Here is a 12,198-nt window from a genome sequence, read left to right as displayed (position 1 = left end):
GGTGCTGCCATCCAAGGCGGCGTCATCACCGGTGACGTCAAGGACGTTGTCCTGCTCGACGTTACTCCTCTTTCCCTGGGAATTGAAACAATGGGCGGCGTCTTCACCAAGCTGATTGACCGCAACACGACGATCCCGACGTCCAAGTCTCAAGTCTTCTCAACTGCTGCAGACAATCAGCCTGCCGTAGACATCCACGTTCTCCAAGGTGAACGTCCGATGGCTGCCGACAACAAGACACTCGGCCGTTTCCAGTTAACGGACATTCCTGCCGCACCTCGTGGCGTTCCGCAAATTCAAGTTACGTTCGATATCGATAAGAACGGGATTGTCAACGTTTCTGCCAAGGATCTTGGTACGAACAAGGAACAGAAGATCACAATCAAGAGTTCGTCCGGCCTTTCAGATGAAGAAATCGATCGCATGGTCAAGGAAGCCAAGGAAAACGAAGAAGCCGACAAGAAGCGCAAGGAAGAGGTCGATCTCAGAAATGAAGTCGATCAGCTTCTCTTCCAGACGGACAAGACTTTGGATGAAGTCAAGGACAAGGTCGATGCTGCCGAAGTCAAGAAGGTTGAAGATGCCCGCGATGCTTTGAAGAAGGCACAGGAAGCAAACAACCTTGAAGAAATGAAGACTAAGAAAGACGACCTTACGAAGGCTATTCAGGATGTTTCCGTCAAGTTGTATGAACAGGCACAACAGGCACAGCAGCAGGCAGGTGCTCAAGGTGCAGCCGGAACGCAGGATGCGGGCAATGGTTCTGCAGGAAACGACGGCAATACCGTTGACGGCGATTTCAAGGAAGTCGATCCAGACGATAAGAACTAAGAGTCAGAAAAGAGCTGGATTCGTTCCGGCTCTTTTTTATTTGTTGAACCTATGTTAAGCTAGATTCATAGGAATGAGAAAATTTTTGAAGGGGTATCAATATGGCAGAACAAAGAGATCCATATGACGTTTTGGGCGTTTCAAAAGATGCATCTGCTGATGAAATCAAGAAAGCATACCGCAAATTGTCAAAGAAGTACCATCCCGATCTGAATCATGAGCCGGGAGCTGAAGAAAAGTTCAAGGAAGTCAATGAAGCCTTTGATATTTTGAGTGATCCTCAAAAGAAGGCTCAATATGATCAGTTCGGCGCAGCCGGTGCGCAGGGCGGATTCGGCCAGGGATTCGGAGGCCAGGGTTTTGGCGGCGGAGATTTTGGCGGATTCGGCGGATTCAGCGACATCTTCGATTCATTTTTCGGAGGCGGCGGAACCTCCCGCAATCAGAATGCTCCCCGTCAGGGACGCGATCTTCAATACGAGATGCGCTTGAAGTTTGAGGAGGCCATCTTCGGCAAAACGACTGAGATTCAGTATTCAAGAGAAGAAACGTGTTCAACGTGCAACGGCAGCGGTGCCAAGGCCGGGACGAGTCCGGTTACCTGTTCGCACTGCGGCGGACGCGGATTCATCCAGGTTCAGCGTCAGACACCGCTTGGCCGCGTGATGACTCAGCAGGAATGCGACGTTTGTCACGGCACCGGCAAGGAAATCAAGGAAAAATGCACGACTTGCCACGGTGCAGGTCACATCAGAAAGAAGCATGCCGTTCAGGTCAAGGTTCCGGCCGGCGTTGAAAACGGCAATCAGATGCGTCTGCAGGGACAAGGCGAAGCCGGATTCAACGGCGGGCCTTACGGCGACCTGTTCATTGTCTTTGTCGTTGAACAAAGCAAGGAGTTCCGGCGTGACGGTGCCGAAATCTACTTTAATCAGGACATCAGCTTCGTTCAGGCTGCTTTGGGCGATGAAATCGAAGTCAAAACCGTTCACGGAAACGTCAAGCTCAAGATTCCGGCAGGAACGCAAACTGGCACGACTTTCCGCCTGAAAGGCAAGGGCGCGCCAAAATTGCGCGGATCCGGCAACGGTGACGAACAGGTCACGGTCAACATCGTGACGCCGAAGAATCTCAACGAAAAGCAAAGGCTTGCCTTGAAGGCTTTTGCGGAAGCCTCCGGCAAAAAGTCGTTTGGCGAAGGATTCTTTGAAAAACTGAAGAAACAATTCAAAGACTGATTCAAAAACGGCACGGGCATCAGCGAGGCTGAAGGTCTGGGCCGTTTTTTGAACGGAAAGGCATCACTTAAATGACTCATTCAGAAAAAATGCTTGAGCTGCTCGAAAAAGGACAGCTTGAGGAAGCAGGAAAAGAATTTGGCTGGGCTTTGCGAAAAGATGACGATCAGATGATCTACAGTCTTGCAGAAGAGCTGTATTCGCTCGGATTTTCAAATCAGGCCAGGCGGGCATATGAAAAACTGCTTGAACGCTATCCGGATGAAGATGGCATCAAAACGTCACTGGCCGATATTGAAATCAGCGACGGCAATGATGACCGTGCGCTTGAGCTTTTAGCGCAGATTACGCCTGATTCCGATTCGTATCTGGAAGCGTTGCTGGTTTCGGCCGATTTGTATCAGACTCAGGGCATGTTTGACGTCAGCGAACAGAAGCTGCTTGAGGCAAGAAGGCTTGCTCCGGATGAACCGGTGATTTTGTTTGGCCTTGCCGAACTGTATTTCAACGTCAAGGAATACCGCAAGGCTGCCCAGTGCTACCTTGATCTGGTCAAATCAGGCGTGCTGGAATTCTCAAGAGTCAACCTCGTCAGCAGACTCGGGCTTTCATACGCTGGTTTTGGCAAACTTGAAACGGCCCTTGGCTATCTGGAACAGATTCCGGAAGAAGAGCTTGATTCGGACACTCGTTTTCAGCTGGCGTTCATCCAGTTTCAGCAAAAGGATTTTGAAAATGCCCAGAAGAATTTCGAAAAGCTTCGTGACACGAATCCTGATTATTCGACGCTTTATCCGTACCTGACCGCAATTTATGAGCATGACGGCAATCTCGCCCAGGCTTTGCGGACGGCCCAGGAAGGTCTTGGCGTCGATGAGTTCAATATGGCGCTTTATGAAAAGGCGGCAGAACTTTCCGTGAAGTGCGGGGAACCAAAAAAAGCACTCGAGTACCTCAAACATGCAAATGAGATCGATCCTGAAGATCTTAACGTGGTTCTCAAATTGAGCAAATTGCTTGTCGAATCAGGACTTCACGAGGAAAACATCGAACTCGTCAATAAATATCTTGAAAATGATGAGGCGGATCCTGAGCTTTGCTGGAATCTGGGCAAGTCATACGCTTTTCTTGACAGATATGACGATGCCTTGCGATATTATGAGGCAGCAGAGCGCGAATTAGGTGAAAACCCTGAATTTTTAAAAGAGGCAGCCTATTTCTACCGCAATGCCGGGAAACGCAGTCGAGCCTTGGCGTGTGCAAAAAAAGCCCTGGAAACATTCAGCGAAGACTATGAGCTTGAAATGTTAAGGGAAGAACTGGAATTATGAAAATACCCCTGAGCCGGATATGAAAATCCAACTCAGGGGTTTTTGCATTTTCAATTAAGGCATAACTTCAAATTAATCCGGGGACTGCTGCCTTGTCTATTCAAGCATTGAAAGCTTCATGCGGTAATAATTCAGCGAATCAGGACCAAGGTGCATTGCCTTGCACAAATCAGCATCGGCAAGCTGCTGGTTTTGTTTAATGAAGTTCAAGACGTTTGCCTGATAAAGCTTTTGCGGAACCAGGCGCAAGTCCGTCAGCTGCTGGTCTTTTTTCAGGTATTTGTGAATCCCGGGCAAAGTCACGCATGGTTCGAGCAGGTTGATTCTCTGCTTTAAAAAAAGATCCTCGCAGTTCTGACGGCGTTTCAGTTCGTAAGTTTCCTGATTGAATTCGTCAACGAATGCCTGTTCAAAGGAATTGAACGTTTCAGAAGAAAGAACCTTGTAGAAGCCCGGCTGAATGATTTCCGAAATCGTATAGAAATGTGAAAGGCAAAGCAGGACCATGCGCGTGTACAGTGTCAGCTGCTGATTTTTCAAATAGTCTTCCAGACTGTCGGCCCAGTTCAGGGGAACGACCTGCTCTGTTTCCTTCTTCAATCCCTTCAGGGAAATCGTCGGCAGGGAAGTCGACAGATTATGGGTGAAGAGGAAAGTGAAGTAAACGTTCAGATGCGTCAGAGTCTTGTTGTAGGTCGAATTCTTGATTTCACGCTTGACCTGAAGCATGTTGAGATAGTCCCTGATGTCTGATTCCTCAATGTTTGAAAGGCTCGGGTTCATGCGGTAGACCTGGTTGAACCCGCGCAGATGCGTAAAGAGACGGTCAACGTCGCCGCAGATGTCCTGCTGCGTGCTGTCGGCTAAAACGCGCTTTTCGGTCAGATAGTGCCGGAACTGTTTTTCGTATGGGAATGCCATGTTTTATCGCCTCGGTTCTGGTTGTTCTGGGTCAAGTATAGCATTACCTGTCATAAACAACAACAGTATGGGGTTACTTTAACTGAAAATTGCAAAGAATGCGTGACGGCTTACAGGCATTTTTCTTGATGCGACTTTTATTCGATGATATCGTTGTATCGCAGAACAGGTTGTATCGCAGAACAGGAGGAAAATGATACATGAAAAAGATGGCTTATCCTGCAGTGTTGAATAACAGCTCCAATCCCGATGACGTGTATACGGTGACGTTTCCCGACGTTCCCGGTACGGTCAGTGAAGGAAAGGAAATTGACCAGGCCCTGAAGAACGGTGCGGAGGCTCTGGGACTGATGCTTTATGATATGGATGCCCTTCCTGAAGCCTCTGACATTGACGAAGTGAGAGAGAAAAACCGGGAAGCGGTTGTCAGACTTGTTGCCGTTGACCTGGAAGAGACATGGAAAACGGTCAGGGAAATCGGCTGAAAGACCTGTGGTGCAGGCGGCGTTGGTGAAGGATCACCAGCGCCGTTTTTCATTTCTGACAGTGGGTGGCGATGAGAAAAGCTGAGGGGGAGGATTGTATCTGACGAATCAATGTATTTTTCAGGTACTCCTTATAAGCAAAAAACAGCCCATCCTTTTCAGAATGAGCTATTTCAAGATATCGGCCGTCTTTTTGCGAAGGTCCGGCAGAACTTCTGCTTCAAACCACGGGTTCTTCTTCATCCAGATCTGATTTCTCGGCGAAGGATGGACGAGCGGAAAATACTTCGGCAGAAAGCTTCTGTAGTCTTTTACGACGTCCGTCAGTTTCTGCGAGCTTTTCAAATGAAGATAATGCTTGACAGTGTAGCTTCCAACGAGCAAGGTCAGCTGGATATCCGGCATGGCGCAAAGCAGGCGGGGATGCCATTTAGCGGCAAAGTCCCTGCGAGGCGGCAAATCACCCGACCTGCCGGTTCCGGGGAAATAAAAGTCCATTGGCAAAACGGCGATTTTGCCTGATTCGTAAAAAACGTCCCTGTCAATTCCGAGCCAGTCACGCAGACGGTCTCCGCTGCGATCGTTCCAGACGATACCCGTATCCTGGGCTTTTTTCCCGGGAGCTTGCCCGATAATCAAAAGGCGGGCGTCTTTTGTCGCATAGTAGAGCGGATTGATGTTTTTTGCGGAATATCCTGCATTTTCCGGATCGGACTTGATTTCATTATAAATATCAGTTAAATTTTCCATATTCCAAGTATAACACCAAGCTTATCACAATTGAAACGTTTTGCTTAGCGATAGCTTATTTTTTCCGGAACGATGATTCTAATCAGGTCGTCGATTTCACTTTGGCTTTGCGTTTCGCACACGACGTCAAACGTCCGGCGCAAGTCGGCAATCATCACGTCGCTGTCAGTTCCCGTTTCAAAATCATCAAACGGAAAGAAGGATTTCGCAATGTCTGCCTGAAGTCCGGTCAAAAGCAGCCGGTGTTTCGTTTTTTGACACAAGTCGTTCAGTTTGGCCAGAGATTCCGGATCATAGAGCGAAAAATTCGTCGAAACGGTGGCGCCTTCTTCAAGATTCTCGAGTTCCCTTGCAATCTTCTTGAAATCCGGCAGGAGCGGGTCATTTTCTCCAACCAGATCCTTGCCGAGTATCAATTCGGACAGGGCTTGATCTCTGAAGAACTGCTTCCATTTCCTGATGCGCTTTTTATGCAGGCCATGCGCAACGAAGCGCTTTGCATAGCCGATTCTTTCATTTTCGTCTTCCAAAAGCAGGACGCATGCGCCGAACCATCCGTCATCGCTGGCTTTGGCAGTGACACGAAGATTTTCAAGATTCAGCGGATAGTCGTAAGGCAGAATCTTCAGATTTTTCGGAAGCTCGGTTCCGAGCTCGCAGTACCGGTTCAGTTTTTGAAGCAGCTTGTAAATCTCCTGCGTCGTGTACGCCGTGCATTTTTCAGGCAAGGAGGGCAGCAGATGCATCACTTCATTCGTCAGATGCGTGAAGAAGACAAGGTCCTTTTCGCGCATCTCGCCTGCGTCTGTTGGATCAAGACAGATGTTTTCCATATCGTTCACCTCTTACAGGTTGGCATCGGTCTTGAAGTTGAGCGGCGAAAGGTCCGTTGATTCGGTGATGAGCTCTGCCGTCAGCTTTTCGACCTTGTCCAGGGCAAGTCTCTGCATCTCAAGCGAAGCATTCGTCAGCAGTTCGAGACGCGCCTCGTCCTTGATTTTCCGGGCTTTTTTATCTGTTTCAAGAATCTTCTGCCTGAATTTTACTGCACATTCCTTCTGAAGATCATGAAGCTTCGTTCCAAAGAGCGGATAGTGCGGATCGACCAGGACTCCGAGGAGCTTGTATGCCCAGTAGGCGGAGTCTTTGGAATAGGTCTTTTCTCCATGCTTGTATGCGTCCAGAACGTCGGTTGTACCAGCGTAGACCGGTACGAAGACGCTCTGGCACGTCACGCCCATTGCAAGCCAGTGAAGACCTGCGATTTCCGGGTCAAATCCAGGGCGCATCTGCAGCAGGTGAGATTCCTGCGTCTTGGCCAGGCTGATCGGACGGAACTTGTGCTTCAGATCGTCAGGACCTTTGCCGAGCGGATCGTACGGACTGTTTTGGAAGTGAGCGCCCATGACGTATTCCAGGTCGTCCATGAAAAGCTTGCGATCGGGTTTGCGAATGAAAGGCAATTCTTCGCTCATCGGATCTTGTTTTTGGCTCGGAGAAAGAATTCGCTGGCCGTCCCAGACGCGCGGCGTGCTGTAGATTTCGTCAGAAAGCGTGTGCGTTCCGAAGATGTTGCGGAAGTTGAAGCATGTTTCATCCGGATTGAGATGATTTTTTGAAACGAATTCCCGGATAGAAGCAGAAAACATGAATTTGTCCGGATCATCAAAGGCGATTTCCTGGATGGCAAGCTGGTTGGCCACGACGGCATAGCAGTTGTCAGGGATGCGTTGTGCGACCCAGTGATGACCGGAGCCCGTTTCAAGGTACCAGACTTCGTTTCTGTCCGAAAAGAGAATCCCGTTTGATTCGCAGGTTCCGTACTTTTCAACGATTGCTCCGAGTCGTTTTACGCCTTCCCTTGCAGTCCTGACGTACGGCAGGACGACTGTGACCATCGCCTCTTCGCCGATGCCTTCTTCAACCAGAGGGTCAAAGCCAAGGACGCGCTCGTTGGCATAGGCGCTTTCGGTAGCGCTCATGCAGACGCCGTATTCGTTGATGCCGTCTTCTTCAAACAGACCGAACTCGTCAGTCCACTCCGGCGTGGCACTGTATTTGAAACGGGTCCTTTCAAGCGGCATCGTGAAGCCGTTGTCCTTTGAAACGAAAGTCTGGTCCTCATCAAACGTTTCGCGCGGATGGATGACCATATGCTTCGGCCAGGCGCTTTTAGAGTCCTCGTTGCGGCCGATGACGGTCGAACCGTCGGCCATGGCTTTTTTGCCGACGAGGATGCTCGTGCAGGCGGAAAATTCAAAATTGTGTTGCAGCATTGCTTGTTCACGTCCTTTTTTAGTCTCTTTTGCAATTATAGCTTATCTGACTTCGATAAAACTTGATAAAACTTGAAAAAAACGCATAAAAGGTCAAATTCTAATTGCATTTTAATCTCTACCTATGCAATAATGTTAACATAGACAGTGAACAGAAGGGAATGTTTTGAATGCCACTTATTCATATCGAACTTATCGAAGGTCGCACGCAGGAGCAGCTCAAAAATCTTGTTGCAGACGTTACGGATGCCGTAACTAAGAATACCGGTGCTCCGGCAGAACACGTGCACGTTATTTTGAGCGAGATGCGAAAGGACCGCTACTCAGTCGGCGGCGTGCTCAAGAGCGACGAAAAATAAGCAATACGTGAAGCCGGGGAGTTTGTCCGCGGCTTTTTCATTACATAGGACAGATTCAGCGTCGGGAAAGGAAGAGTGCAGTTGGCAGATTCAGTTGAAGTAAACGAACAGGGACATTTGTTGATAGGTGGGGTCGATGCCGTCAAATTGGCCGAAGAGTACGGTACTCCGCTGATCGCATATGACGTCAGGAAAATTAAAAAGCAGATTCGCGGATTCAAACAGGCTTTTGAGGATGCTGGCGTCAAATACATGGTTTCGTATGCCAGCAAGGCTTTTTCTGCGCTTGCGATGTATCAGCTGATCAACAAGTACGGGCTCGGATGCGACATCGTTTCCGGCGGCGAGCTTTATGCGGCATTAAAGGGTGGGATGCCGCCTGAACGCATTGAATTTCACGGAAACAACAAGCTTCAGGACGAGCTTGAAATGGCAGTCGATGAAAAAATCGGTACGATCGTCGTCGACAACTTCCGCGAGATCAAACTGCTCGATCACGTTTTGCGCCGCAAGCATACAAGCATCGGCGTCGTTTTGCGCGTCACGCCAGGCATTGAAGCCGAAACGCATCAGTACATCATGACCGGGCAGTCGAATTCCAAATTCGGGTTTGACATCCGCTCGGGCCAGGCAGAAGAGGCCCTGTTGCAGCTGATGAAGAATCCGCGGATGAACCTGATGGGGATTCACTGCCACATCGGTTCGCAGATCTTTGCCGTCAACGGTTTTTTGATGGCGGCAGAAAAGCTGATTGAAGTTCTGGCCGACTGGAAGAAGCGTTTCGGTTACGAAGCAGACGTTTTGAACCTTGGCGGCGGTTTCGGCATTCGCTACAACGATTTCGATCAGCCGCTTCCGGCCGAAGAATTCGTATCCGCAATCGTGGAACGTGTCAAGGAAATGGTCGCAAAATACGAGCTCAAGATGCCTGAAATCATCATCGAACCCGGTCGCGCCATGGTCGGTGAAGCCGCAACGACGCTTTACACGATCGGTTCGCGAAAGGACGTCGACGGAGTCTGCCACTTTTTGGCCGTTGACGGCGGAATGGGCGACAACATCCGTCCTGCGCTTTACGATGCGCATTACGAGGCATATCTTGCCGACCGGCCGAACGCGTTGCGCGAGCAGATGGTCACTGTTGTCGGCAAGTACTGCGAGTCGGGCGACGTTTTGGTCCATGACTGCGCCTTGCCGAACACCAAGCCGGGAGACATCCTGGCCATGCCGTCGACAGGTGCCTACGGTTATACGATGGCTTCAAACTACAACCGTAATCCGCGGCCTGCCGTCGTTTTTTGCGAAGACGGCAAGTCAAGACTCGTTGTCAGGAGAGAAACGTATGCCGACATGATGGCGTGCGAATTAGGCTTGGAAGAATAAAGAAGGCTGGGAAAAAACTCATTTTTCACATTTGAATTAAACGAAATGCCGAACAAAGGAGGGTGCAGACCGCCTGAGTTTGTCAGACATTCTTTCAGTTTTGAGACATTAAATGCAGTGCTGAGAATCGCCTGCTCAATCAGGCAAGGTGTGAGAAGCAGCGGTCATGAGCCGTAAGCTAAGCTTCTGTCTGACGCAGGCGAGCTTGCCTCGTCCAGGAAGACAGTGCTTAGCTCCAGGCGAATGCTGCTTCGAACCTGATTAAGAAAAGGTGTGAAGACCAGCCGCCCAACAAGGCGGTAGATAAGGAGGGGCGCGAGTGATCAGCGCAAGCGCAGTCGCGACGCGGCACGAACTTATCATGAGCCTTGTTGCTGGTCTGAGCCTGATTATGCGAGGCAGAACCCGATTAGGCAAGGTGTGGAGCCGAGCGCTCATGAGCCCGTAAATTCCGGCTCCCGATTACGGGCAAAAAGCCGATTTTTGACTTTTGCCCGTAAATGGCAGCCCCTGGTTGCGGTCAAAGTACACATTTAACATCGCATACACAAACAAAGTCCCGGATGATTGCAGCATCTGGGACTTTTGTTAAAGACATGGTTTTTCACAGCCTCTTTTGTGTATGCGGGACAATCTGCCGACGCCAGCAGGGGTGACAAACTGTCAGATTCTTACAATCCTAAAGCTTTTTGAAGATAATTTGCGACACCGTCATGATCGTTGTCGAATTCGGTCACGTCGTCTGCAATCTGCTTGAGCTTGTCAGTTCCGTTCTTCATCACGACGCCAAGCCCGGCATAGTCAATCATTTCGGCATCGTTGTGCTCGTCTCCGAAGGCGATGATGTCTTTGCGGTCGATCTTGTAGGTTTTGGCCAAAAATTCAACGCCGTGAGCCTTGCTGATGCCTTTTGGCGACAGTTCGAGAATCGGATTCGGTCCGCCCCAGACACCGACGTTGATTTTGCTGCCGAATGCTTTTTCAAGCTTCCTGACGATGTCTGCCTTGCTGTCCTGATCCACCAGCATGGTCATTGCGGCCGGATCGTGCTTGAGGTTCGTCCGGTTCAGCACCTGATCCTTGCGCAGGGCTGCTGGGAAGAAACCGTCAATCAGCGTGTTCGGCACGTCAGACAGCGCCATCGTCTTGCCTTCTGCTGAAACGACCTTGATTCCGAGGCGCTTCTTTGCCTCTAAGATTTCGAAGGCGATGTTTTTTGAAAACGTCGTCTGATATTCGTGCTCCCAATGTCTGTGCGGGATGTATCCCAAAGCTCCGTTGAAGTTGATCATCGGACCTTTGAGCTTCAGTTCGTCATAATATCCCACGGCCATTCTGTTCGGCCGTCCGGTGACGATTGAAACGACGTGTCCCGCCTGTTGAGCCTTGTTTAAAACTTCTTTTGTCTTTTGCGTGATTTGCGTTTTGCCGTTAAGCGTTGTTCCGTCCAAATCCAGTGCAATCAGTTTGCGTTTCATGATTCCCTCCGTTTGTGTTGCTTACTCAAAGGTAACACAGAAAGTTGGCGGTGGCAATTTTTAAATGGGGTGTTTGAAGAGTTTGAGGGGGAGGGAATAAACTGTAGTTAAAATTATACTCAAAATCTATCAAATGTGACATAATATTCAACAGAAAGACAAAATGTGAGGTGAATGTTATGTCAATGCCGAACCCGAAGAAAACTGCAATCAGGGTTCAGAAGGTCCGCCTGTATCCTGATGCTGAAATGAAGCAGGTCCTGGATGAACTGTGCGATTACCGCAGATACTGCTGGAATGAAGCGCTGGCGCTCTGGAATGACATGTACGAACAGTCACTGATTCTTGGTGACAGAAAATCAAGGCCAAGCGAGTACAAGGTAAGAAATGAACTTGTAGCTGAAAAGCAGGACTGGCAGTATGCGTTATCCGCAAGAGTCCTGCAGCTTTCAGTCAGCGATTTGAACAAGGCATTCAGGAACTTCTTTGACAAGGCGCAGACGGACTGGGGAAAGCCGAAGTTCAAGTCAAAGAAGGATTCGAGACAGGGGTTCAAGACTGACCGTGCAAGAATCGTAAACGGGAAGCTGCTTCTGGACAAGCCACATGAATCCAGGCACAAGGAAAAGTGGAACGCAATCGCCTTCAAAGGCGCAAAATCCCTTGAAGGCGACTTGAAAGTAGTTTCGGTTTACCGTGAAAACGGCAGATACTATGCAAGCCTGCCCTTTGAAGTCGATATCCAGAAGAAGGAGAAGACGGGTCGATGTGATGCAGTGGACGTCAATGTCGGACATCTCAATCATGCCGAAGGATTCGTCAGCACTATTCCGAAGCGGCTGGAAATGCTCTATGAGCGGATCAGACATTATCAGAAGGTGCTGGCAAGAAAACGGACAGTCAACGGGAAAAAGGCAGTCAGAAGCAGAAATTACGCCAAGACGAAAGCCAAGTTGCAGCGTGATTATGCCAGGGCTGCCAATATCCAGCATGACCTGATGCAGAAGCTCACGACAGAACTCGTCTCAAGAAACGATACAGTCGTGATTGAAGACCTGAACGTGAAGAAAATGCAGATGAGTCATGTGGCGTCAAAGGGAATGCACCGCTCCATGTTCGGTTATTTCAGACAGGTTCTGGCATACA

The 12,198-nt window shown here is 49.4% G+C and carries 12 protein-coding genes; 7 read left to right on the top strand and 5 right to left on the bottom strand.

All coding sequences use genetic code 11. From position 1 onward, the window contains the following. From V7Z60_RS06820 to V7Z60_RS06810, 3 genes are all read left to right on the top strand, one after another. On the top strand, window positions 1-831 hold an 831-nt coding region (locus V7Z60_RS06820), incomplete at its 5' end, for an Hsp70 family protein (RefSeq protein ID WP_334117090.1). A 101-nt stretch (window positions 832-932) separates the two neighbouring features. Further along, window positions 933-2,069 carry a molecular chaperone DnaJ gene (gene dnaJ / locus V7Z60_RS06815; RefSeq protein ID WP_334117089.1) on the top strand — a complete coding sequence of 379 codons (1,137 nt, stop codon included), beginning with the start codon at window positions 933-935 and terminating at the stop codon, window positions 2,067-2,069. A gap of 71 nt (window positions 2,070-2,140) precedes the next feature. Then, the gene (locus tag V7Z60_RS06810; protein ID WP_334117088.1) at window positions 2,141-3,400 is read left to right on the top strand and encodes a tetratricopeptide repeat protein; all 1,260 of its coding nucleotides are present in this window, start codon (window positions 2,141-2,143) and stop codon (window positions 3,398-3,400) included. A gap of 96 nt (window positions 3,401-3,496) precedes the next feature. Here the strand turns inward: V7Z60_RS06810 and V7Z60_RS06805 are convergent, their stop codons facing one another. Then, window positions 3,497-4,321, bottom strand: coding sequence for a site-specific integrase (locus tag V7Z60_RS06805; protein WP_334117087.1), 825 nt, complete (start codon window positions 4,319-4,321; stop codon window positions 3,497-3,499). 200 nt (window positions 4,322-4,521) lie between these two features. Here V7Z60_RS06805 and V7Z60_RS06800 point away from each other — a divergent pair, with 200 nt between their 5' ends. Further along, complete coding sequence (locus tag V7Z60_RS06800; RefSeq protein ID WP_334117086.1) at window positions 4,522-4,806, top strand: type II toxin-antitoxin system HicB family antitoxin; 285 nt, start codon at window positions 4,522-4,524, stop codon at window positions 4,804-4,806. 168 nt (window positions 4,807-4,974) lie between these two features. On the opposite strand, the gene V7Z60_RS06795 is transcribed toward V7Z60_RS06800, so the two are convergent. From V7Z60_RS06795 to V7Z60_RS06785, 3 genes are read right to left on the bottom strand one after another with little or no spacing between them, the layout of a single operon-like run. Beyond that, window positions 4,975-5,556: a uracil-DNA glycosylase family protein gene (locus V7Z60_RS06795; RefSeq protein WP_334117085.1), complete on the bottom strand. Its 582-nt coding sequence runs from the start codon at window positions 5,554-5,556 to the stop codon at window positions 4,975-4,977. Between the two features lie 44 nt (window positions 5,557-5,600). Continuing rightward, a complete protein-coding gene (locus V7Z60_RS06790; RefSeq protein WP_334117084.1) occupies window positions 5,601-6,389 on the bottom strand; it encodes a hypothetical protein in 789 nt (262 codons plus the stop codon). A 12-nt stretch (window positions 6,390-6,401) separates the two neighbouring features. Next, a complete protein-coding gene (locus V7Z60_RS06785; RefSeq protein WP_334117083.1) occupies window positions 6,402-7,832 on the bottom strand; it encodes a C69 family dipeptidase in 1,431 nt (476 codons plus the stop codon). Window positions 7,833-8,002: 170 nt separating this feature from the next. Here V7Z60_RS06785 and V7Z60_RS06780 point away from each other — a divergent pair, with 170 nt between their 5' ends. Continuing rightward, window positions 8,003-8,191, top strand: coding sequence for a 2-hydroxymuconate tautomerase (locus V7Z60_RS06780; RefSeq protein ID WP_334117082.1), 189 nt, complete (start codon window positions 8,003-8,005; stop codon window positions 8,189-8,191). Between the two features lie 75 nt (window positions 8,192-8,266). Beyond that, on the top strand, window positions 8,267-9,574 hold the full coding sequence (gene lysA / locus V7Z60_RS06775; protein WP_334117081.1) for a diaminopimelate decarboxylase: 1,308 nt from the start codon (window positions 8,267-8,269) through the stop codon (window positions 9,572-9,574). 671 nt (window positions 9,575-10,245) lie between these two features. On the opposite strand, the gene V7Z60_RS06770 is transcribed toward lysA, so the two are convergent. After that, the gene (locus V7Z60_RS06770; protein ID WP_334117080.1) at window positions 10,246-11,052 is read right to left on the bottom strand and encodes a Cof-type HAD-IIB family hydrolase; all 807 of its coding nucleotides are present in this window, start codon (window positions 11,050-11,052) and stop codon (window positions 10,246-10,248) included. A 179-nt stretch (window positions 11,053-11,231) separates the two neighbouring features. Here V7Z60_RS06770 and V7Z60_RS06765 point away from each other — a divergent pair. Further along, window positions 11,232-12,198 (top strand): RNA-guided endonuclease InsQ/TnpB family protein (locus V7Z60_RS06765; protein WP_334117079.1); only part of this gene is annotated, 967 nt, incomplete at its 3' end.

The organism is Ligilactobacillus sp. (assembly GCF_036846325.1).
GTDB lineage: Bacteria > Bacillota > Bacilli > Lactobacillales > Lactobacillaceae > Ligilactobacillus.
This window is presented reverse-complemented; position numbering and strand designations above follow the sequence as displayed.